Genomic DNA, 22,614 nt, shown 5'->3' on the forward strand with positions numbered 1-22,614 from the left:
CCGCTCACCGCTTGGTGGCGACCACTGCCAGCAACATGGCGTCGGCCAACTCACCGATCCAGGCAGGACCGCCGTCCGCGCCCGGCACCAGGGGTTCCCAGCCGTCGATCAGCACGGCCAGCTCGGCCTCGTCGCGCAGCACCATGGGGGTGCCGGTGCGGTTGTAGAGGTCGGTGACCCGTTCCACCTCGTCCGGCCGTTCACCGCCGGTCGCGTGGGTGACGGCGAGCAGACTGCCCGGCGCCGCCACCTGGTGGTAGCGCCGCATCGCCGCGGTCAGCTCCGGGCTGTCCGGCACGAAGTGCAGCACCGCAGCCAGGAGGATGCAGACCGGCTCGGTGAAATCGAGCACCGCGCGCAGCTGCGGGTCGAGGAGAAAAGCGTCGGGCTGCTGCAGGTCGCCGGGCAGGACGACAGTGGCCGGGTCGTCCCCCACCGCCGCGCGGGCGTGCAGGACGGCTGCGGAATCCAGGTCGACGTAACAGACCCGGCCCTGGGGCACGAGGTCCTGCACCAGCTCGTGCACGGTCCGGTCGGCCGGAATACCGCAGCCCAGGTCGAGAAACTGCCGGATTCCCCGCGACACCGCGAAGCGTACGGCGCTCAGCAGGAAATCCCGGTTGGCCCGCATCACCGCGGGAAGCACCGGGACGAGCTCGACAGCGCGTTGCACGACCGCCCGGTCGGCGGCGAAGTGGTGCCTGCCGCCGAGGATGGCGTCGTTGATCCGGGCTGCGCTGGGCTGGTTCGGGTCGATCGCGGTCAGTGGGTACGCGTCGCTGGGCATCGGTGCCCCTTCCGGCAGTTTCGGCGAACTGTGCGCACCGGGGGTAGCACCGACTCTACGTTGAAGAAGACCCGCCCCGCAGACGGCCGCACGGCAACGCGGGCGGCGCAGGGATCGAGGAATGGTGCGTACGCTCGGACCGCTGACCGGCCAGCTCGTGGACGAGGCGCCCGATGCGGTCATCGTCAGCGGCGAGGACGGCTCGATCGTGCTGGCGAACCGGCGGGCGCACGAGATGTTCGGCTATGCGGCGGGCGACCTGCTCGGCCTGTCCATCGACGCGCTGGTGCCCGACGACGTCCGCCCGCGGCATCCGGCGCAGCGCGAGGGCTATCTCGCCAGCGCACACCCGCCGTTGCGGCGGCTCCCGTTGCGCGGCAAGCGTCAGGACGGCAGTGAGTTCCCGGTCGAGGTGTCGCTGGCGGCGGTTGCCGCACCGGGCGGCGACATGCTCGTCACCTCGGTCCTGCGCGACGACACCGCGCACCGGGAGGCCGCGCAGGCCCGTACCCTGCTCGCTTCGATTGTGCAGTCGTCACACGATGCGATTGTCACCACCGACCTGGACGGCGTGGTGCTGAGCTGGAATCCGGGCGCCGAACTGCTCTACGGATATCCCGCCGCCACGATGATCGGTCAGCCGGTCGCGCAGATCATTCCCGAGGACCGGCGCGGCGACGAGGCGGAAGTTTTGGCGCTGGTGCGCATCGGTGGCCGGATGGATCGCTACCGCACCGCCCGACTGCACGCCAACGGCTCGGAGATCACCGTTTCCGTGCTGGTGTCCCCGCTGCGCGACGGCAACGGCACGATCGTCGGGACGACCGCCATCGCGCGCGACATCAGTGAGCGGGAGCATGCCGAGGCGCGGGTGCAGGCCGTGCTGGACGCGGCCCCCGATGCCCTGCTGGGTGTCGACGTCACCGGGCACGTGGTGCTGGTCAACGCCGAGGCCGAGCGGCTGTTCGGCCATCCGCGCCACGATCTGACGTCGATGGCCGTGCGTCGGCTGTTGCCGGACGGGTTGCCGCCGGCCGCCGCCATGCTGCACATCGGTGGCGACTCGACGCCGTTGGACACGGAGGCGATCGGGGACGGCGGACGGGCACCCCGGTGGGCCACCCGTACGGCGGAACGCAGCGACGGCACCACGCTGCCGGTGGAGATCTCGTGCAGCGCCTTGGACACCGGCGATGAGGTGATCGTGGTCGCCGCGGTCCGGGACATCACCGAACGGCTCGCCGTGGAGGCCGAGCAGCGCGCCCTGCGCGAGGAGGCCGAGCAGCGTCGCACCGAGGCTCGGCTGCAACGCGCGGAGCGGCTGGAAAGCCTCGGGCAGTTGGCCGGCGGCGTCGCGCACGACTTCAACAATCTGCTGGCCGTGATCCTCAACTATGCGTCGTTCATCGTGGAGGACGCCGCCGGCACGCCCTTGGCAGCCGACGCCGAGCAGATCGCCCGCGCCGCCCGCCGTGGCAGCGACCTCACTCACCAACTGCTGGCCTTCGCCCGCCGGGAGGTGATCCGGCCGCGCCCGCTGGACGTCAGCACGGTCGTCACCGAGGTGACGGAGATGCTGCGCCGCTCGATCGGCGAGCACATCACGCTGACCGCGAAGACGGCACCGCTGCCGCCCGTCATGGCCGACCCCGGCCAGTTGGAACAGGTGCTGGTCAACCTGGCCGTGAATGCCCGCGACGCGATGCCCGGCGGCGGGCACCTCACGGTGGACACCGCCGTCGCCGACCTCGACCAGGACCATCCGGCTGTCCTCGCAGGGCTCGACCCTGGCTGTTACGTCCGGATCCGGGTGTCCGACACCGGCACCGGCATGCCCCGCGAGGTGATCGCCAAGGCGTTCGACCCGTTCTTCACCACCAAGCCCAGCGGGCAGGGCACCGGCCTCGGGCTAGCCACCGTGTACGGCATCATCACCCAGGCCGGCGGCACCGTGCAGATCTACTCGGAGCCGGGCTACGGCACCACCATCACCGTGCTGCTGCCGGTCACCGACGCGACCGTCCAGGAGAAGCGGGCGGCGCCGCCGCCAGCCGATCTGAACGGCAACGGGGTGACGGTGCTGGTCGTGGAGGACGAGACCGCGCTGCGTGAGGTGACCGAGCGCATCCTGCGGCGCGGCGGATACACCGTGTTGACGGCGTCCGGGGGTCAGGAGGCGTTGCGGATCTGTGCCGAGCCGCGCCCGATCGATGTCCTGCTCACCGACGTGATCATGCCGGGCATGCTGGGCAAGGACATCGCCGAGGCGGTTCTGGCGGCCCGGCCCGGCACCCGCGTGGTGTTCATGTCCGGGTACGCCCAGCCGGTCCTGACCACACACGGCACCCTCGCCGCCAACGTGCACCTGCTGGAGAAGCCGTTCACCGGGACGGAGCTGATGCAGGCCCTGCACGAGCAGCTCCGCCGTCCCCCGCGCGAGCAATCCTCTGACGATTCAGGTTTGCCGTCGAGTGGAAGCGGGTAGCGGCCCGGGGCACGCAAAACCCGGGGAGGACTGCGAGCATGCCTTTCGACTGCACGATCGAGCGGGACGGCGACACCATCGTGGTGGCGCCGGAGGGCGACGTGGACGTGGACAACGCGGCGGCGCTGCGCCAGGTCCTGCACCAGGTCGTCGACCGCCAGGACTGCACGCGGCTCGACGTCGACATGAGCGCGGTGACCTTCCTGGACTCGCCGGGCCTCGGCATGCTGATCGCCGCGCATCGGGCGGCCGCCGGCCGCGGGATCACGCTGCGGCTGCGCGACCCGGGTCCGATGGTCCGGATGGTTCTCGAGGTGACCAACCTGCACGAGCTGCTGACCGGCGAGCAGCAGGACCCGGACGCTGCCACCCGCGCGCCCTAGCCCGCGGCGGGCCGTGCTACAAACCGGCTCATGCGTGTCTTGTTCGTGGCCGCACCGCTGCAAGGCCACCTCTTGCCGATGATCCCGCTTGCCGCGGCCTGCCGGGATGCCGGGCACGACGTGGTGCTGACCAGTGGCGGCTTTCCACCGGATGTCCTCGGCCTGCGTACCGCCGACATCGGCGGCCGGTTCAGCCTGCCGCGCAGCGCGATCCGGGTGGCGCTGCGCAGGCCGGGTCTGGCCCGGGCCGAGATGCGCGGCACCGCCGGGACCGGCATGGTCGGCGAGCTGTTCGGGCGCGCCAATCTGGCCCTCGTGGAGCCGCTCCTGGCGCTGGCCGAACGGGAGCGGCCAGACCTGATCGTCTACGAGTCGCTGAGTGAGGCCGGCGCGCTCGTGGCCGGGCGGCTCGGCGTTGCGACAGTCCTGCAAGAGAACACCCTGTGGCCGGCCACCGACCTTTTCCGAGCGGTGACGACCAGCTCGGCGCTGGCTCGGGAACCGATCCCGGATCCGGGCTTGACGATCGCCGTCACGCCGAGAAGTCTGCGCGCCGCCCCTCCTGGTGCGCTCGCCATGCGACCGGTGCCGTACTCGGGTGGTGGGCAGGTTCCGGACTGGCTGCTGTCGGTCGGCGACCGCCCGCGGGTGTTGGTCAGCCGCAGCACTCTCGACGGGCCGAACGACGGCGATCCCGGCCCCGCCGTGCTGGCCGCGGCCGCCGACGTGGACGCCGAGTTCGTGCTGGTCCGCCCGGCGAAAGCGCGGCAACTCCCGCCGAACGTCCGGACCGTTGGCCGGGTGCCGCTGAACGAAGTGCTGCCGTACGCCGCCGCGTTCGTCCACCATTCGGGGGCGGGCAGTGTGCTGGGCGGGTTGAGTGTGGGCGTACCCCAACTCACCACGCCGGGTGCGGGCGACCGGCGACACAATGCCGAGCTGCTGGCGAGGCGTGGTGCAGGACTGTCCGTGGAGGCGAAGGCGATTCGGGCGGCGGACCTGCACCGGCTGCTGACCGACGACTCGCTGCGAGTCGCGGCCCGGGAGGTTGCCGCGGAGATTGCCGCCATGCCGGCCCCGACCGAGCTGGTCCCGGCCTTGGAGAAGCTGGTCAGCGGGTAAGCGCGCCCGCGAGCACCGCGGCGGTACGGTCGGCGGACACCGGCCGTCCGTAGTGGAAGCCCTGGCCCTTGTCGCACCCGAGGGTCCGCAGCACCGCCGTCTGCTCGTCGGTTTCGACGCCCTCGGCGACCGCGGTGAGCTGCAAGGTGTGGGCCAGGTCCACGATGGTCCGCACCAGCGCCACCTGCTGGTCCGGGTCGCCGGTGGCGGCGTCCGGCATGAACGACCGGTCGATCTTCAGGATGTCGATCGGCAGATCCCGCAGGTACGCCAACGACGAGTAGCCGGTGCCGAAGTCGTCCACGGCCACCTGCACCCCGGCCCGGCGCAGGTCGCTGAGGTGCGCAATGCACTGCTCGGCCTGCGCCCCGGCGGCGACGAGGACACCCTCGGTGATCTCCAGGATCAGCGCGGAGGCGGGCAGTCCGGCGTCGCTCAGCGCGCGGCGGACCCGGGCGGCGAAGTCCGGTTCGGCGAGCTGCCGCGGTGACACGTTGACGGTCAGGTTGGTGCCGTACTCGTGGTACCAGGCGGCGGCGTCGCGGCAGGCCTGACGCAGGACCTGCTCGCCGAGCTGCACGATCAGGCCGCTGTCCTCGGCAGCCGGGATGAAGTGGTCCGGGCCGATCGACGCCTGGCCGGGCGGCACCCAGCGGACCAGGGCCTCGACCGCGGTGAACTGGCCGGTGCTCAGCGACACGATCGGCTGGTAGTGCACCACGATCGCGTCGGTGCCGATCGCCGTCCGCAGCCGGTCCACCACGGCGATGCGCTGGAGCTGCTGTTCGCGCAGGCGCACGTCGTACGTGACGACGCGGTCCTTGCCCGCCGCCTTGGCCGCATAGAGCGCGAGGTCGGCGTCGCTGAGCACCTCGGTGCTGTCGGCGGCGTCGGCGAGGTGGCGCAGCCCGATGCTGGCCGTGACGTGCAGCCGGTGGCCGCGTACCTCGACCGGGCGGCGCAGGATCGCGAGGACGGTCTGCGCCTGCGACTCGGCGATGAGCGCGTCGTCGTCCTGCAGCAGCAGGGCGAACTCGTCGCCACCGAGCCGCGCCAGCGCGCCGGTCCTGGCGATCTCCTCGCGCAGCCGGCCGGCCACCTCGTAGAGCAGGGCGTCACCGATGGGGTGGCCGAAGCTGTCGTTGACGTGCTGGAAGCCGTCGAGGTCGACGATGAGCAGGCAGCCGGGCCGGCCGTGCTCGACCGCTTCCTGGATCATCTGGTCGAGGTGCAGCCGGTTCGGCAGCCCGGTCAGCGCGTCGTGCAGGGCCAGGTGGGTCATCCGTTCCTGCATCGCCGCCTGGTCGTCGAGCGCGGTCTGCAGGTCTGCGGCTCGCCGGTTGACCAGCGAGCTGGTGTGCGAGAGTCGGACGACGAGAAGCACGGCGGTGGCGGCGGTGGCGCCGAGCGGTAGGACCACGTCGGCGATGTCGAACGTGCCACGGCCGTGGTCGATCCAGAACGCGTACGCGGTCACCGCCGGCCCGATCAGCACCACCACGGCGTACAGGGCGGTCATGCGGCGTGGCGAGCGCCAGTAGCGGCCGATCGCGGTGGCCCCGTTGCCGGTGGACATGGACGGGTGCAGGGCGGCCGCGCCGCAGAGCAGGTTGAACAGCATCCAGCAGGCGATGCTGAGCGGGGAGCCGGACCAGGAGCCGCCGGAGGCGTACCAGATGAAGTAGCCGACGTCGGCGAGCATCATCGACCCGGTGGCGAGCAGCACCAGCACGTGGGCGCGGCTCAGCGCGCCGGCGGTCACGGCCAGCCGGACGGCCATGGTGAGCAGGACCAGGTCGAGCATCGGGTACGCCAGCGCGCCGTAGCCGGCCTCGGCCCGGTTCCACCCGTCCATGATCGGGTCGACGAGGAACACCCAGGCGAGGACTGCGGCGGTGCACCCGACGATGCCGGCCTCGGCCATGCCGGCCAGCGCGGAGCCTCGGCCGCGGGCGGCCATGGCCGCGAGGGAGCCGGCGAGCAGCGCGTACATGCCGTAGTAGACCGCGTCGATGAGGGTGACGCCGCTCGGTGGCACGTCGATGAGGAAGGCGATGCCCCAGGCCACGTCGCTGACCAGGCCGCAGGCCAGGCCCGCCGCGAGGAGCCACCAGGGCAGCCGCCGGACCGGCCGGTGGGTTCGGATCCCGGCGACGACAGCGGCGACGGAGGCGGCGCCGAGGAGCACGTAGACGACCTGTTGCCCGGTCGGCGGCAACCACATCCCCGTCAGCAGAGCCGGGAGGCCGCCGAGCAGAAACCACCACCAGACCCGGGGGCCGGACAGAGCAGCCGGGAACCCATCCCGGGCACGCTGCTGAGCTGTCATTCGGCCGCCTTCTGGTCAGGGCGTGGTCCTGAGTGCTCCATCCTCTTCGGGCCCGGGTGCGGTTCGGTAGCAACTCGGGTCCCCTTTCGGAGCAGACCACTGATCCAGGCCAAGGTCGGTTTCGACCTGCAAGGCCGGGTGCTCAGCATCTTCATGACTGTGATGATGCTGACCATGCCGCTGGGCTACGCGGTGATCGGCCCGGCCGCCGACCGCTGGTGCGCCCCGCTGCTCGCACCCGACGGCGCACTCGCCGACAGCCTCGGCCCGCTCGTCGGCACCGGGCCGGGCCGCGGCCTCGCCCTGATTATCCTGCTCAGCGGCCTGATCATGACGGGTTGGGCGGTCCGCGGCTGGCTGAACCGCCGGCTGCGCTTCGTCGAGGACGACCTGCCCGACCTCATCCCCACCGGCGATATCGAGGACCGCGACACCCAACAGCGGCTGGCGGACGCCCGACTCCGGTCCTGACCCGCTGGTAACGCTTACGTACCCTCCCCTGGCGGCCGAATGAGGCTTCGAAGGCTCATGGCGAGCGGCCGGCAGGGGAGGGAGGGTCATGGCGTCAGATCTGCTACCCGCAGTGGTGACCCCGTTCGGGCCACACGAGGGGATGGCCCTGCGCATCTACGACCTGGAAACGCGCGGCCACCACACCGAGGCGGTTGCCGCCGCCGACCGTGCCGAAGCGATCCTGCGCATCCTCGGCGACGAGCAATCCCGCCGCGCCTGCCGACTCGGCCACATGTACGCCCTCAGCTCCCTCGGCCGCGTCGACGAAGCCCTGCGCATCGGCGAAGAGCTCGTCGCCGAGTTGGGTTCGGTCCCCGGGCGCCGCAGCACCGACGCCAAGATCGTCGCGGACACCGCCCAGATGCTGATCCGCGCCGGGCGGATGGACGACGGTCTGCACCATCTCGCCAAGGCCATGGCTCTGCTGGACCTTGCACCCCGCCGCAGCCTGCGCTACCTCTCCGGCATGGGTTCGGTGTGCGAGGCGGCCAAGTACGCCGACCTCTACGAGTTCGCCGAAACCGCCCTCCTGCGCGGCATGGCCACCCTCGAGATCTTCCCCAACGCCCTCTACCGCGCCGCCGCCGAGGTCCAGTACGCCGAATTGCTCCTCGAATGGGCGTTGCGCCTCGAACAGGTGCACCGCGCCGAGGAAGCCACGGTCCTGGTCACCAAAAGCGTCGCCCTGCTGGACCGCTGGCACGTCCGCGGCGCCGACTCGCCGCTGGCCGCGGCCCTGCTCGCCGTGGGGCACGCCAAAACCGGCCGGCTGGCCGAAGCCCAGGCAACCGTCGACGAACTGCTGCTGCCGATGCGCCGCGACGGCCAAGACCACGAAGCCCGGCTTCTGCACCTCGCCCACGGCCTGGTGCTGCGGTCCGCGGGCCGCCGGTCCGAGGCACGGCGCGAGTTCCTGGCCGCCCTCGAACTGTCCGTACGCCCCGCCCAGCGCCTGATCTTCCAGTACGAGCTGGCTGTCACGGCTGCCCTGGCCAGTCCCGGCGAAGCCACCAGTACCGTCCTGACGGCCCTGCACGACCACATCGGCATGCTGTGGCAACTCCGCCTCGACCGGCGCACCCTGCTGCAACAGGCGTACCGCCGGGTCGAGCTGGAAGCTGCCCGCAGCAGCGCCGACCGCGACGCCGCATCCGACGCGCTGACCGGCCTGGGCAACCGCCGCCAGTTCGACCGGCGCATGGCCGCCACCGACGGTGTGGGCAGCACCCTGCTGCTCGTCGACGTGGACCGCTTCAAAGCCATCAACGACACGTACTCCCACCGCGTCGGCGACCTCGTCCTCACCGAGATCGCCGCTGTCCTGCGCGCCCACTGCCGCCGCGACGAAGACGCCGTACGCTTCGGCGGCGACGAGTTCGCTCTTTTCCTTGCTGCGAGCGAGGCCGAGGGCCGCCTGGTCGCCGAACGCATCCGCACGGTCGTCAAGTCCCGCGACTGGTCGGCTATCGCCCCGGGCCTGCGGGTCACCATGAGCATGGGCCTGGCCGCCTGGCGCCCGGGCGAAACGGGCCGCGACCTCTACGACCGCGCCGACGCCCACCTCTACGCCGCCAAACGCGCCGGCCGCAACCGCCTAGCCGCCGCCTAGCCGGGGCGCCGCTGCGCCGAAGTGCGCGATGAGCAGAGCGGCCACCTGCTCCGGCGCCTCCTCGGGCAACCAATGGGAGACGCCTCCGAGCACCTCGAACCGATACGGGCCGTCGACGTGCCGCGCACACGCTTCGGCCGCGGACCGACAGATGAAGCGGTCGCCGTCACTCCACAGAAAGAGGGTCGGCACGTCGATCCGGCCGACCTGGTCGCGCACGCCGAAAGGCAACGCCCGATACCAGTTGAGCGGCCCCCGTAGAGCGGTCCGGTCGGCCGCCCGGGTGGCGTACCGGTCTGCACTGGCCGCATCCAGTCCGGCACGCACCAGAGCCGCCCGCATGGCCCGGCCGCCCCGCTGCGACAGCGCCAGCTCGGGCAGCCCCGGCACCTGAAAGGCCAGCATGTACCAGGAACGGGCCGCTTGGCTCGTGCTGAGAAGAGCCCGCAGGAACGCATCGGGATGCGGGACCGACAAGGCACCCAGGGACAGCACCCGGTCGGCGTGCCGCCCCGCCAGGTACCAGGCCAACGCCGCGCCCCAGTCGTGGCCGACCACGTGGAACCGCTCCACACCCGCCGCGTCGGCCAAAGCCAACACATCACCCGCAAGCCGAGCCAACGTGTACGCCCGCCGCGAAGCCGGCCTGGCACCGGCGGAATAGCCCCGCAGATCGGGAGCCAGCACCCGGTAGCCCGCCTCGGCCAACGCTGGAGTCACCGTGGCCCAGCAATGGCGATCCTCGGGGAAACCGTGCAGCAACACGCAAACCTCATCTGCGTCGGCGCTGCCCGCCGCCGCAGTGTCGGTGACGTCAAAGCGGTAGCCGTCGTTGGCGAAGTGCTCCATCCCGCCATCTTCATGGATGATCGCCGATGTGACTAGTTCGCGGGTCGGGCTTACGCTCCAGCAATGCCGGCCGTGATCGAAGTGGTGTCGCTCATCCACGCTGCGCCGACCACTGTTTTCGACCTGGAGCTCGATGTCGACGTGCACGCCGACTCTCTGGCCGGGAGCCGGGAGACCGCCACCATCGCCAGCGGCCGCCGTCACCTCACCCTCGGCGACGAGGTGACCTTCCGCGCCCGCCATTTCGGCTTGCCCTGGCAGATGACCAGTCGCATCACCGGTTACGAACGCCCGCAGAGCTTCGTCGACGAACAGACGCGCGGCCCCTTCCACACCATGCGCCATGAGCACCACTTCGAGGACGTCGGCGACGGCCGTACCCGCATGATCGATCGCATGTCGGTCCGCGCGCCCTTCGGACCGCTCGGCGCGTTCGCGACCAAGGCCCTGCTCACTCCGTATCTGAGGCGCCTGTTGACCCGACGCGCGGACCACATCAAACGCCTGGCCGAGAGCGCCAACCTCGACCAGTGAAGCCGGTTTGGCGCTGATCGAGCCGCCACTTCGCCCACACTGAAATGGTGATGACGCCTGACGAGGTGGCTGCCGCGCTGACCGACACACCCATGGCTGGCCTGCCGGTCGGTCACGGCCCGCAGGGAACCGTTCTGGTGCAGAGCATTCCACCAGATGACCCGCTGGCGGCCTGGCAGGCGGCGCGGGCGAAAGTGCCGGTGACGGGCCGATGGCCGGTCCTGGTCACCGATGAGTTCGAGCCCGGTTGGCTGCGCCTGCAAGCGCAGCCGGATCCCGATGCGCCCACCGAATCAGAGTTGGCCGACCTCGACCAGTCGACCCGCACCGTCGATCCCTGGCCCGAGTTCACGCGCGATGACGCGAATCTGCTCGATGCGGGGTACGTGGCCGTCCGCACCCGGGGTAACCGCGTCGACCTGACAGCAGAGGCGGTGCGCCGGTTAGGTCTGCCCACGACGGCCGACGTGGTGGAAACGTGGGCCTACCAGCGGGTGCTGTCCGACCCGCGACTGCTCCACCTGATGGAGACGGACGACTCGCACGTTCGCCACATCGAATCCTGGTACGCACCGGACCGCATCACGTTGATGCTGCTGCCCAGCGGCTTGCCATGGATGGCGCCCTTCTGGACCGACCTCTACATGACCTCAGACGACTGCTTGGCCGCGGCGCTGCGGCAGTGGCATGACCGCTGGGGCGCCTACCTGGTGGCTAGTTGGGGCACCATGCTGAACCTCGTCGTCGAACGGCCCCCGCAGTCCCGCGAAGACGCCTGGACCGTGGCCGGTCAGATCCTCGGGATGGCGTCGCATCTCGAAATGGCCCGCTGGCAGCTGGCGATCGCCCTCCCCCGAGCCAAGGCGTGGCACATCCACAACCGACCCTGATCCGGGATTGACGGACGTCGCTGGAGCTGCGACAGTGTCGCAGTGGCTGATCCACTGATCCACTCACCCATTGCCCGTGATTCGGTCGTCGACGCGCTGGTGGCGCGCCTGCGAGCCGACGTCCTCACCGAGCGGTACGCCCCCGGCAGCCTGCTCCCACCCGAGCGGGAGTTGGCCGCCGGCTACGGAGTGACCCGCACCTCGCTCAAACACGCGTTGGTCCGCCTCATCGAGGCGGGCCTGCTGGAGACCCGACACGGCGTCGGAACCCGGGTGCGCGACTATCGACGCACTGCCGGCCCCGACCTGCTGCCCTTCCTGGTCAGCCTGGACGGGCCGACCTGGCTGACGGAGATGTTCACCGTCCGGCGCGAGATCGGCGCGCTGATCGCGGCCCGCGCCGCCGAGCACGCCACTCCCGCCGAGCGCCGTCAGCTGCGGCGACTGCGCGACGACATCGCCTCCGGTGCTGGTGGTGACGCCGCGCAGCAGGCGGAGGCCGAGGTGCACCATGCCCTCGCAACAGCCTGCGGCAACCGGGTGTACGAGCTGCTCGTCAACTCGCTCCTGCGCGCGTACACCGACGTCCGCCACCTGTTCGCCGGGCCCTTCGCCGATGCGGCCGTGGCGGCCGACCGCATCACACCGTTGGTGGAGACGGTGGCTGCCGGGGACATCGCGGCGGCTCATGCGGCGGCCGACGCCTACTACCTGTGTACCGAACGACTCATGCTGGGAGACGACGGTGATCACGACGCTGCGCGAAACGATGACGGGAACGGTCCGGCTGACCGGCCAGCCGGATGAGCTACCGATCCGACTGACGCTGGAGGTGAGCGCACCGGGCATCGTGCACCCCTTCGCCGACCTGCGCGCGGAGGCGACCGGATCGGTCCAGGTGCCGGGCTTCGCCGACGACCCTGCGGCCCACGGCACGATGGACATCGCGCCGCTGCGGGCCGGCTGGATCGGCTACCGCCTGCGCTTCACGACGCTCGACGGGCGACAGCTGTGGCTCGACGGCGGCAAGTCGGTGACAGCAAGCCGGCCCCTGCACAGCATGACGCACCTGCCAGTCCGCCTGGTGGATGCAGACGGGGCCGCAGTAGGCGCAGCCCGGCTCACCTTCGACCTCCGGAGCCAGCTCCGCCCGTTCCTGCTCGGGATGCGCCTGCACCGCAGCACCCGGCGACAGCAGGCGCCCGGACCCCGTGAGGCCGCCGCCGTGACCGCCACCTTGATGCGGCCGCGGTGGCGCGGGCAACCCGGCCGCCTGGAGGTCTGGTACACCACCGTGACCGATCCGGTGACCGGCACCGGCATCTGGCTGCACCACGAGGTAGTAGCTCCCACCGACGGCTCCCCGGCCCGGGCCCACGGCTGGGCAGCCGTCTTCCCACCCGACGCCAGCCCCACCCTCGCCCGGTTCGGTCCCGCTCCGTGGCCGGTCATTCCGAGGGTCGATGGGTACGCCGCAGCCGAAATCACCGCCACCGCCGACGAGCTGACGGGCACCGCCGGCGATCTCCGCTGGTCCCTACGCGCGACCGGCAGTGCGGCACCGCTCTTCACCTTCCCCCGCTGGGCCTGGCACCGGGAACTGTTGCCGGCGGCCCAGATCGTTCCCCTCCCCACGGGTCGCTTCACCGGAACCATCCACATCGGAGACCGAGAGTTGACGCTGAGCGACGCGCCCGGCGCCACCGCCCACATCTACGGCCACGGCAATGCCCGGCGCTGGGCCTGGCTGCACGCCGACCTGGGCGGTGGCGACGTCTGCGAGGTGGTGGCAGCCGTCTCCACCCGCCCCGGCTTGAACCGGCTGGCACCGCTGCCCTTCGTCCGCCTCCGAATCGGCGGAGTCGAGCTGCCGACCGGAGACCCCCTCGTGGCGGCACGCAGCTTCCAGGCCCGCCTCGGACGTCCGAGCTGGTCGGTGGTCGGCCGCAGCGGCGACCACCGCATCGTGATCGCCGTGACCATGCCCCCAGAGCAAACCCTCGCTGTTCCGTACGCCGACCCGGACGGCTCCCCCGCGGTGTGCCACAACTGCGAGGTGTCCGACGCGGTGATCCGACTGCAGCGCCGAATCCCCGGCGGCTGGCGCGAGCTGCGCCGCTGGGAACTGACCGGCACCGCTCACGCAGAGGTGGGCGAGCGTGACTGAACGCCTGTCCGGCGTGGCCGCAGCCGTGCTCGGGACCGGCCCGGACGAGGGCCGACGCGTCGCAACCGAGTTGTCCCACCTGTCCCGCGCTTTCCCGGGGCCGGTACGGCTCGGACTCGACGCCGCCGGGGTGGGCCTCGATCTGGTCGCCCGGGTGGTCGCCGGCCGCCCGCTGACCCGGCTCGACCCGGCCGTCCGAGAGGCGTTCCTGATCGCCGTGACGGGCCGCCCCCGCGGACGAGCCCTCATGGAGGCGCTGAAAGTGCCGCTGATGCTGGCCGCGGCGGACGCGCCGGCCCCGAACGACGGCGGCGCCGCACCCGAGCCCCACCTGACCTGCGTCGCCGCTGCCGACTGGCCGGGCCGTACGCGGGCCGACGCGGTGGTGGTGGGCTCCGGTGCGGGCGGCGCGCTGGCCGCACGGGAGCTGGCCCGGGCCGGGCTGACGGTCGTGGTGCTCGAAGAAGGCCGCCGGTTCACCGCGGCGGAGTTCCGGCACCGGCCGCCCGCGGAACGCTTCGTGGACCTGTACCGCGACGGCGGTGCCACGGTGGCCCTCGGCTCGCCGCCGGTGCTGCTGCCGCAGGGCCGTGGAGTGGGTGGCACCACGCTGGTCAACTCGGGCACCTGCTACCGCACCCCGGAGCGGGTCCTGCGGCAGTGGCGGGACGTACACGGCATAGCGCTGGCCGATCCGCTGGAGTTCGGTCCGCTGCTGGACGAGGTCGAACGCACTCTGCGGGTGGCTCCCCCACCGGTGAACGTCCTCGGACGCAACGGACTGCTCGCGCTGGCCGGCGCGGAGGCACTCGGGTGGCGGGCCGCGCCGCTGCGCCGCAACGCGCCGGGCTGCACGGGGTCCTGCCAGTGCGTTGTGGGATGCCCCCGCAACGCCAAGAACGGCGTACACCTGAACGCCCTGCCGCAGGCGTGCTCGGCCGGCGCGGTCGTGGTGACGGGAGCCCGGGCCGATCGGATCGTCACCGCCCGGGGCAGGGCTGTCGGCGTACGGTTCGGCCGCCACCTGATCGCCGCGCCGCTGATCGTGCTGGCCGCGGGTGCGATCGAAACCCCCCGCCTGCTGGCCCGCTCGCGGCTGGGCGGCCACCCCGGACTCGGCCGGGGACTCGCCGTCCACCCCGCTGTCAGCATGGCGGGGCGCTTTGCCGACCCGGTCACCACCCTGCCCGCCGTCCTGCAGAGCGTGGGCGTCGAGCAGTGGCACGACGAAGGTGTGCTGATCGAAGCGACCTCCGGGCCGCCCGGGCTCATGTCGTTCGTCCTGCCCGGCATCGGTCGAGCGCTGCGCGACGAAATCGCGGGCGCCGACCATCTCGCCACGGTCGGCGCGATGATCGCCGACCAGCCGTCCGGCCGGGTCGGCGCGCGTTTCGTCCGTTACCGGCTGGCCCCGGACGACGCCGACCGGCTCCGCTCCGCCCTGCTGTCCATCGGGCGGCTCCTGTTCGCGGCCGGCGCCGAGGAAGTTCTGACCGGCCTGCCGCGCCGCCCGTACGCGAAAACCATGGACGAGCTGCGCGACGCCGTGAGCACCGCCGATTCGCGGGATCTGCACCTGGCCGCGTTCCATCCCACCGGCAGTGCCCGGATGGGGGCCGACCCGCAGCGGGCTCCCGTCGACGCGGCCGGGCGGCTGCGCGGCGTCCGGGGAGTCTGGGTGGCTGACGCCTCGGTCCTGCCCAGCTGCCCCCGGGTCAACCCCCAGCTCAGCATCATGGCCGTCGCCCTCGCCGTCGCCCGCACCGCCGCCGCGTCGGGGTAGCGAGCGGACGACAGCGGCGCTGGATCACGCATTCCTACGCCGCTGTTAAGGCTCTCTTATGGCACGGCGACCTACGGTCCTCCCGTCAGTCAACCGACGAGCCGATCGAGGTCCCCCATGGTGTCAGTCCTGGTCGCCGAGGCACCGCTCGATGCGTTGATCGGGCTGCGGGTGGAATACGTCCGGCTCGACCACACCATCGTGCTGGGTCTCTCCGGCGGCCGCCAGGTCGTGGTCGAAACTCCGGTCCACGTCAGCGGTCCGGGCACCCGGGTCGATGTCCAGCCGGGCGAAGACCCGCCGGACGCCCTCGCGGCACTGCTGGGCGACGTGGTCCGGACGGCCTGGACCCGTGACGGCGGCGAACTCCACCTGCGCTTCGCCAGCGGATCCGAGCTGTCCGTGGACGTCGACCCCGCCGCGGAGTCGTGGGCGGTCGCCGACCCGGACGGCGTACTCGTGGCCTGCCTCGCCCCCGGCGAACTGGCATTCTGGCGAGCCGCCACCCCGCGTCGGCGGCGCTAGGGTCGCATCAGGGGCGGCAGTTGGTGTCGCCGGTCGGGGCGGGGCCTTTGCCCTGTTCGACGCGGAAGTCCACCGGGATCGTGAAGTCGGCGCCGGTGCCGATCGAGTCGCCGAGGTCCACGACGGTGATCCAGGCCCACTGGCCGGAGCGGCGCGTCATGACCATCGAGTCGCCGACGTCGGCACTGTCGACGCGGCAGGTCTGCTCGGGGGTGATCACGAAGTACCGGATGGTCTGACCGACCTCGGTCACCCGGATCTCGAACAGGCCGCCCCGGGTCTTGCCTCGCCCGTACAGGTTGACGGTCAGCTCCTCGATGTCTCGGGGTGCCACGGACGGGGCGGCGGGAAGGCTGGAGGGTGCAACCGTCACCGCGGGACGCGACGACGAAGGTGCGAGCCCGACTGGGGCCTTCTTGTCGTCCCGCGGCAGCATGATCAGCGCCACGACGGCGGTCAGGACCGCGAGCCCGGCCAGGGTGAGCGGCCACCAGTCGCGTCGGGGTGGCACCGGATCCGGAGCCGGTTGGTCCGCCGCCCGGTTGCGGGCGATGGTGACGCGGTGCCCGGCGTTGCGGCTGCGCCGCTGGGGAATGGGGCGGGCCCGGGCCCGTAACCGCTGCTCGACCGCGTCGAACACGGTGTCCAGGTCGAGCAGCGCCGGGCCGCCCGGCACGCCGTCGCGCAGGGTCTCGATCAGCGCACCGGTGAAGGCCGTGTGCCGCGCGTCGCGGGGCGCGAGGGCCGCGACGGTCTCCGCGGTCGCCGTCATCAGGAAGGCGCCCTCGACCTCGGCCTGGTCGGCGATCCGGCCGCTGCCACCCATGAAGCCGGTCATGGCGCGGCCGCTGTAGCAGCAGTCGAGCACCACCACCTTGGCGCGAGCCTTGCGGGCAGTGCTCACCACCTCGCGGCGCAGGTCGCCGAAGCGCACCGCGAAGGGCAGGCGGTCGCGGGCGCCGTCCGGCAGGGCCAGGTACAGCTCGCCGGCGTCGTCCAGCAGACCGTGCCCGGCGAAGTAGACGATGAGCAGGTCGGTGGCCTCGCGGGCAGCCTCGTGCACCGGGCCGAGTAGGTCCGAGCTGGACTCCGGGTCGGCGACCACGACGCAGTCCGCCGGGGCGAGGCCGCCGACCTCGGGATCCACGAGCAGGCCACGGAGGTCGGCCAGATTCGCCGCGACCGACAGCAGGGCGGGCATCCGCCGGTAATCCGAGACCCCGATCAAGACCGCCCGTGCGGTCACTCCGGCCCGCCGTCCCCGCTCAGGAACTCCTCGATGACCGCCGCGTCGACCTCCACCCCGGACCCGATCGTCAGGGTCGCCCCGTCGGCCCGGGTGATGGTCACCGCGGGCGGTTCCCGTCGGCTGTCGAGCCAGGCGGCAACCGACACAGCCAGGCTGCCGAGCGCCGCGAGCTGGCCGACGACGACCTCGACGACCTCCAGGGCGCCCATCGACCCTGGCGCCGCCGGGCCGGTGTCCACGTCGGCCGTCCGCAGGAGCGCGGAGTCGGCCCGCAGCCAGCTGTAGAGAGCATTGCCGGCCACGCCATCGGCGACCGCGAAACGAACCCGGATCATGCCGTCCACATTAGGCGACGTCGATCGATGCCGGCCGGCGGCCGGTCAGGCCATGTCGATCGCGTACGCCTCGGCGCGAACCTCCGGATCCGCGTGCCGGCGCAGTTCGAGCAGCAGATCCCGCCACGGTGGCTTCCAGCCGAGGCTGGCGCCGAAACTGACCAGGGACAGCGCGAACAGCCCGCCGGCAAGATCCCCGCGCGCGGCCAGGCCTTCGACCATCGCCGGATCGGGTTCCTCGCCGAGGGCGTGCAGGCGGGTGCCGACAAGCCCGGCGGTGTGCAATGCCAGGACTGGCCGTTCGGCGCACAGGTCGGCGATCTCCGGGAGGTTGTCCAGTCTGCCCAGATCGACCAGCAATGCTGTGCCCGTACCCGCAAAGGAAGCGTGACCGGCGAGGTGCCGAGCCGCCTCGATCAGCGTGCCCCTGTCGTCGGCGGCGGGTCTGTGCGCGGACAGCAGGGCCGCGCCGGCGGCAAGCAGGGCGATGCGGCGGCGGGCCGGGCGATCGGTGATCGGATCACCCGGACGATCGTCGGCGGCGTCGTGCGCCAGGAGCAGGCGCACGGCAGCGCCGAACGCCTGGTCGCTGCCGGCTCGCAGCAAAGCGGCGACCTCGGCATCCACCATGGACTCGTCGAGCTCGGCGAGACGGCCGACGACCAAGTCGGCCACCCCGACCAGCCACGGCGACCACTCACCCAGCCGGCCGAAAGCCGCCCTCGCCACCTCCCGGTCGGCCACCTGGCAGGCACTCACTACGAACTCGCCATAGCGTGGCCGGTGCCGCTCGGAGATCGTTTCCGGGTCGGCGGCAAGAACGGCCCGCCGCTCCTCGCGGCTGCCGTCAGCCGCGGTCCGCAGAATGGTCCAGCTTGCTGCGGCTTCCAACCGCTGCCGGGCCGCGGAGACGATCGCCGCCCGCACATCGCGGTGAGCTTCCGGATCCGTGTACGCCCGGAGCAGCATCTCCATCGACTCCGGCGGCCCGTAGTAGGCCAGCAGTCGCGCCGCCTCCTTGCGGCTCGTGACCTTCACCCTGCCGATAGCGCCGGTCAGCACGGCACCCAGCGGGGCCACCAAGCCGGACGGCGGTGTGTAGCGGGCAGCCCGTCCGGCGGAGTACAGGGCAACCCGGGCGCGGTCGGTGCCCGCCTCCCGGAGCAGCACCGGCAGCGCCGCATCCGGCCGATCGGTCCACACCAGCGCACCGAGAGCCGCCTCGGCGATCGTCACCTCGGATGCGCCGAGGTAGCGCCGCACCAGCTCCCCACCGAGGCCCGGAATGACAGCCGCGGCCCGGATCGCCGCCGCCCGCTGCCACACCGTCTGCTGCGGATCGGCGATCACCAGCTCCTGCAGCTCCACGAACCGCCGCTGCTGACGGGGCAGCCAGCGCTCGGTATGCACCGCCCAGCCCGGCACCCACCGCTTGCCGCTCTCCAGGAATCGGCCGCCACCCTTCAGCCGCCCGGTCCACGACCGGCCGCGCGGCTGGTCCAGTGCCCGGTCGAGCAGGTCGGTCCGCACGCCACAAATCGTCTCCCACACCCGGTGGATAGTCACCGCGGTCGGCTCGGTGTCGAGTACCGTTTCGACGCGGTCCGCCCGGGTCCGCGGGTCCGCAAGCCACAGCCCGATCGCCGTACTCGCCACCGACGCCAGCGTGTCCGGCCCGAACGCGCGGCGCAGCAACTCCTGCAACGCCGGCAGCCCCCAGGCCCGCTTGCCCAGCGCATGCGTCAGCGCGAACAGAGGCCCGTACCGCCCGCGCGCGATCGCCGCCTCGACCCAGCCGCGCAGCCGGTCGAAAACCATCATCTCCTGCCCGCGCCGCAGCACCAGGTCGAACCGGCGCAGCACCGGCACCAACGCGTCCGAGCTCACCCGGTCGATCGTCAGCAACGCCCACTCCCGCAGCCGCGGCTCGTCCACGTGATGCTGCAGGACGTCGGCAGCGAGCGAGCTCAACGCATTCGTGGTGGCGGCGGAACAGTCCCGGGCCTCGACCGCGTCGGTGGTCAGCTTGGTGAGCTGTGCCGCCGTGTCGCCGGTCAGCAGGCGCGCCACCCGGGCCAGGGCAATGAGGGCCGCGGACCGCACAGGGTCCTGCTCATTGCCCAGCCGGTCGAGCCGGCCCATCATCGCGGCCACCGTCTCCGGATCCCGGGACCGCCGGGCCGCGGCGACCAGCAGCGTGAATCCGTGGGCCCGCTCCCCCGCATCCCCCGACCGCAGCGCACCCTCCAGCGCCGCGGAAGCTTCCGCCCAGTCGAGGTGCGCGCTCCAGACCCGCACCTCGGCTTCCCGCTCCTGGACCCTGGCCGATGCCAGCACCCGCCGCGCCTCCCGGATCCGCACCGCGGCCGGCAACACCTCCATGACCCGTGCCGCCGGAACCTGCGCCGCCACCCCCGCCGCGTCGTACAGTTCTCCGCGCCGCGCCGGAGCGACCGCGTCGAGCAGCGCCGCAAGCGCCCGAGGGCGCTCCCGGAAGCGCCGCGCCAACGGCACCAACTCTTCGATCGGCAGCGCCCGCAGACGGCGCAACACCGCCCGCGGCACCACGATCCGCTGCAACCACGCCGCACGGCCGGGTGCGACAAGCAGCCGGGCGACCCGGCTCGGATCAAGCCTTCCGTACGCCCGCAGCGAGCCGGGCAGCGACGCCTCGGGCGCGAACCGTTCGAGCAGATCCAGCACCTGCTCCGGATCGCATTGCAGCACCGCGTCGGCGGACCTGACCCAGATCCGGTCCCGGCGCTCGGCGGGGGCGGCGGTCAACTGATCGCGTACCCGCTCCAGCAGCGGCTCCTGATGCCATCGCACCAGCCGGGCCAGCGGCACCACATGCTGAAGGTCCGGCAGCAGCGCGCGTACGGTGGCGGCGCTGCAGGCGGGGAGCAGCGCCCCGGCCTCCTCGTCACCGAACCGTTCCCGCACCTCGGCGATCAGTCCGTCTGCGAGCTCCGGCATCCGCCGGGCCCGCAGCGTCTTGTAGAGCAGGCGCCGTTCCGTTGCCGGCCAGTCGCCGTGCCCGTCGACCGTGATGTTCGCCCGCAGGGCCGCTGCCCGGATCAACGGCAGCTCGTCGCCCCTCGCCGCGGCGATCCCTTCGGCGTCCCGGACGACCGTCGCGGCGGCAAGGGCTAGATGGCGCTCATAGGGGCCTTGCTCACGAAGATCGGCACACACCTGTGCGCGGTCAGGGGCGGTCCGGGCCCATTTGGCGAGGTGGCGCATCCGCCCCGGGTACGGCAGCGGTTCCAGCGCATTCAGCAGGTCAAGGGTAGCGGTCAGCACGGCGCCCATTCTGCCCGTGCTCCTGCCGGCAGACGCGCCAATATCGCGGCGCCTTCAGCGCACCCTCACCCATCGAGTGGTTTCCCGTCGGCGAACAGGCCACCGGTCGGCCTTCGGCGTGTTGCCCAGCACCGAATCATGAAACAGATCCGCGTCCGTCTGCAAACTGCACGACCCGGCCACTCCTGCGCATTACCGCCAACATCATGGCAACATTTTCCGAGGCTGGCGTGAATACGAAGTGCAACGTCGAGCTTGGCCTGTCCAGCAAATCCCCGTCTTCGTCGTGCGTTGCGGCCGCCCACTCACATGACCGACAGACAACATCTGTCAGCAACGACAGGAAATAGGCCTCCATCAAGTCATCGCAATTGACCACATGAACGACTACCAAACGGTTTCCCAGGAAGCTGCAGGCCTCGTGGATCCAGAGATCGGTTACCTCCTTCGCGGCAGTCTGATTGGTCTCCGGGTCGGTTGCCAGGACCTTGTCGCCGACCCGCACATCCGCGAATGCCTTCGTGGAACCGTCGGCCATCAGCACACCACGCGGGCGAACTGAACTAGGCGGGAAGGCCGTCCAGCCGCGCCAGCACCTGCAACATCACCTCATCGGCGCCAGCCCCGATCGAGACCAGCCGTGCATCCCGCAGCATCCGGGCCGTCCAGGTCTCCTCCAGATAGCCCATCCCGCCGTGGAACTGCAGGCACCAGTCGGCGACCTCGCGCTGCAACCGCCCCGCCTTGAGCTTGGCCACCGTAGCCAGCCGGGTGATGTCCTCCCCCGCCATCCGCGCTTCACAGGTGATCAGGTTGTGGCTGCGCAGCAGGTCCACCTCGGCCTGCAGCTCGGTCAGCCGGAATGCCACGTACTGCCGATCGGCAAGGGGCCGGCCGAACACCGTCCGGTCCTGCACGAACTGTCGAGTGCGGTCGAGTGCGTACTGACAGGTCCCGACCGCGGTGTACGCGGCGAACATCCGCTCGGTGACGAACTGCTGCATCTGCTGCTGGAAGCCTCGTCCGAGCACGCCGATGGTGTTGGCGACCGGCACGCGTACCTCGTCCAGCACCAGCTCTGCCGTGTCCGAGCAGCGGTGGCCGAGCTTGTCGAAGGTCCGCGCGACGCTGAAGCCCGGGGTGTCCGTGGGCACGACGATCTGGGACATGCCGCGATAGCCGCCCTCGTCGGAGGTGCGGGCCAGCAAACACAGCCAGTCGGCCTGGGCGCCGTTGGTGATGTAGAACTTGCGGCCGGTGATGACCCAGTTGTCGCCGTCGCGGACGGCGCGGGTGCGGAGTTGGGCGACGTCGGAGCCGGTGTCGGGTTCGGTGACGGCGATGGAGACCACCGAGGTGCCGGCGATGGCGGGGGCGAGGAAACGGCGCTTCAGCTCGTCCGAGCCGTACTCGTGCAGGGAGGGTGTCGCCATCATGGCCTGGACACCGAGGGCCATGCCGACGCCGCCGGCGTGGATGCGGCCGTATTCCTCGGCGGCGACCATCTGGAAGCTGTGGTCGGCTCCTTCGCCGCCGTAGTCGGGCGAGTATTCGAGGCCGAGCAGGCCGAGAGCGGCGGCTTTGGGGAAGAGGTCGTGCAGGGGCGCGCGCCCGGCAGCTTCCCAGTCGTCGACGTACGGGTTGATCTCGGTGTCGACGAAGCGGCGGACGCTGGCGGCGAAGGCGCGGTGGTCCTCGGTGAGGCGCATGGGCCGACGCTAGCGAAACCGGCAGGGGAAAAACAAGCACGC

19 protein-coding genes are annotated in these 22,614 nt (G+C 71.6%); 11 read left to right on the forward strand and 8 right to left on the reverse strand.

Features of this window, described 5'->3' with window-relative positions; translation table 11 throughout:
- Positions 1-4: 4 nt before the first annotated feature.
- Positions 5-787, reverse strand: coding sequence for an SAM-dependent methyltransferase (locus ACIA1L_RS21725; protein WP_396074672.1), 783 nt, complete (start codon positions 785-787; stop codon positions 5-7).
- A 121-nt stretch (positions 788-908) separates the two neighbouring features.
- On the opposite strand from ACIA1L_RS21725, the gene ACIA1L_RS21730 reads away from it, so the two are divergent.
- Genes ACIA1L_RS21730 through ACIA1L_RS21740 form a run of 3 tightly spaced genes read left to right on the forward strand, consistent with a single transcriptional unit; the run spans position 909 to position 4,777 of the window.
- Positions 909-3,272 (forward strand): PAS domain S-box protein, encoded by a 2,364-nt coding sequence (locus ACIA1L_RS21730; RefSeq protein WP_396074673.1) that lies wholly within the window; start codon positions 909-911, stop codon positions 3,270-3,272.
- A gap of 38 nt (positions 3,273-3,310) precedes the next feature.
- Entirely contained in the window at positions 3,311-3,655 is a 345-nt protein-coding gene (locus ACIA1L_RS21735; protein WP_396074674.1) for an STAS domain-containing protein, read from the forward strand.
- A gap of 30 nt (positions 3,656-3,685) precedes the next feature.
- Positions 3,686-4,777: a nucleotide disphospho-sugar-binding domain-containing protein gene (locus ACIA1L_RS21740; protein WP_396074675.1), complete on the forward strand. Its 1,092-nt coding sequence runs from the start codon at positions 3,686-3,688 to the stop codon at positions 4,775-4,777.
- Here the strand turns inward: ACIA1L_RS21740 and ACIA1L_RS21745 are convergent.
- Positions 4,767-7,106, reverse strand: coding sequence for a putative bifunctional diguanylate cyclase/phosphodiesterase (locus ACIA1L_RS21745; RefSeq protein ID WP_396074676.1), 2,340 nt, complete (start codon positions 7,104-7,106; stop codon positions 4,767-4,769). The two genes, ACIA1L_RS21740 and ACIA1L_RS21745, sit on opposite strands and share 11 nt — an antisense overlap.
- Before the next feature lie 153 nt (positions 7,107-7,259).
- On the opposite strand from ACIA1L_RS21745, the gene ACIA1L_RS21750 reads away from it, so the two are divergent.
- Positions 7,260-7,577 (forward strand): hypothetical protein, encoded by a 318-nt coding sequence (locus ACIA1L_RS21750; RefSeq protein WP_396074677.1) that lies wholly within the window; start codon positions 7,260-7,262, stop codon positions 7,575-7,577.
- Between the two features lie 88 nt (positions 7,578-7,665).
- Positions 7,666-9,228, forward strand: a complete 1,563-nt coding sequence (locus tag ACIA1L_RS21755; protein WP_396074678.1) for a diguanylate cyclase — start codon at positions 7,666-7,668, stop codon at positions 9,226-9,228.
- On the opposite strand, the gene ACIA1L_RS21760 is transcribed toward ACIA1L_RS21755, so the two are convergent.
- Positions 9,214-10,077: an alpha/beta fold hydrolase gene (locus ACIA1L_RS21760; RefSeq protein WP_396074679.1), complete on the reverse strand. Its 864-nt coding sequence runs from the start codon at positions 10,075-10,077 to the stop codon at positions 9,214-9,216. The genes ACIA1L_RS21755 and ACIA1L_RS21760 overlap by 15 nt on opposite strands.
- A gap of 63 nt (positions 10,078-10,140) precedes the next feature.
- Between ACIA1L_RS21760 and ACIA1L_RS21765 the strand changes: the two genes are divergently transcribed.
- From ACIA1L_RS21765 to ACIA1L_RS21790, 6 genes are all read left to right on the forward strand, one after another.
- Complete coding sequence (locus ACIA1L_RS21765) at positions 10,141-10,611, forward strand: SRPBCC family protein (RefSeq protein ID WP_396074680.1); 471 nt, start codon at positions 10,141-10,143, stop codon at positions 10,609-10,611.
- A 50-nt stretch (positions 10,612-10,661) separates the two neighbouring features.
- Positions 10,662-11,501, forward strand: a complete 840-nt coding sequence (locus ACIA1L_RS21770) for a DUF4253 domain-containing protein (protein WP_396074681.1) — start codon at positions 10,662-10,664, stop codon at positions 11,499-11,501.
- A gap of 42 nt (positions 11,502-11,543) precedes the next feature.
- The gene (locus tag ACIA1L_RS21775; RefSeq protein ID WP_396074682.1) at positions 11,544-12,308 is read left to right on the forward strand and encodes a FadR/GntR family transcriptional regulator; all 765 of its coding nucleotides are present in this window, start codon (positions 11,544-11,546) and stop codon (positions 12,306-12,308) included.
- The gene (locus ACIA1L_RS21780) at positions 12,247-13,668 is read left to right on the forward strand and encodes a hypothetical protein (protein ID WP_396074683.1); all 1,422 of its coding nucleotides are present in this window, start codon (positions 12,247-12,249) and stop codon (positions 13,666-13,668) included. The genes ACIA1L_RS21775 and ACIA1L_RS21780 overlap by 62 nt, the downstream gene beginning before the upstream one ends.
- On the forward strand, positions 13,661-15,451 hold the full coding sequence (locus tag ACIA1L_RS21785) for a GMC family oxidoreductase N-terminal domain-containing protein (protein ID WP_396074684.1): 1,791 nt from the start codon (positions 13,661-13,663) through the stop codon (positions 15,449-15,451). Before ACIA1L_RS21780 ends, ACIA1L_RS21785 begins: the two co-directional genes overlap by 8 nt.
- 117 nt (positions 15,452-15,568) lie before the next feature.
- Positions 15,569-15,976 (forward strand): DUF6188 family protein, encoded by a 408-nt coding sequence (locus tag ACIA1L_RS21790; RefSeq protein WP_396074685.1) that lies wholly within the window; start codon positions 15,569-15,571, stop codon positions 15,974-15,976.
- A 7-nt stretch (positions 15,977-15,983) separates the two neighbouring features.
- Here ACIA1L_RS21790 and ACIA1L_RS21795 read toward each other — a convergent pair whose 3' ends face one another.
- From ACIA1L_RS21795 to ACIA1L_RS21815, 5 genes are all read right to left on the reverse strand, one after another.
- Positions 15,984-17,222 carry a caspase domain-containing protein gene (locus ACIA1L_RS21795; RefSeq protein ID WP_396074686.1) on the reverse strand — a complete coding sequence of 413 codons (1,239 nt, stop codon included), beginning with the start codon at positions 17,220-17,222 and terminating at the stop codon, positions 15,984-15,986.
- Positions 17,219-17,560 carry a hypothetical protein gene (locus ACIA1L_RS21800; protein ID WP_396074687.1) on the reverse strand — a complete coding sequence of 114 codons (342 nt, stop codon included), beginning with the start codon at positions 17,558-17,560 and terminating at the stop codon, positions 17,219-17,221. The genes ACIA1L_RS21795 and ACIA1L_RS21800 overlap by 4 nt, the downstream gene beginning before the upstream one ends.
- A gap of 45 nt (positions 17,561-17,605) precedes the next feature.
- Positions 17,606-20,872 (reverse strand): hypothetical protein, encoded by a 3,267-nt coding sequence (locus ACIA1L_RS21805; RefSeq protein WP_396074688.1) that lies wholly within the window; start codon positions 20,870-20,872, stop codon positions 17,606-17,608.
- Between the two features lie 127 nt (positions 20,873-20,999).
- Entirely contained in the window at positions 21,000-21,401 is a 402-nt protein-coding gene (locus tag ACIA1L_RS21810) for a hypothetical protein (RefSeq protein WP_396074689.1), read from the reverse strand.
- 25 nt (positions 21,402-21,426) lie between these two features.
- Entirely contained in the window at positions 21,427-22,572 is a 1,146-nt protein-coding gene (locus tag ACIA1L_RS21815; protein WP_396074690.1) for an acyl-CoA dehydrogenase family protein, read from the reverse strand.
- Positions 22,573-22,614: the final 42 nt, after the last annotated feature.

Origin of the sequence: Actinoplanes sp. NPDC051859, from assembly GCF_044452725.1 — a bacterium.
Classification (GTDB): domain Bacteria; phylum Actinomycetota; class Actinomycetes; order Mycobacteriales; family Micromonosporaceae; genus Actinoplanes.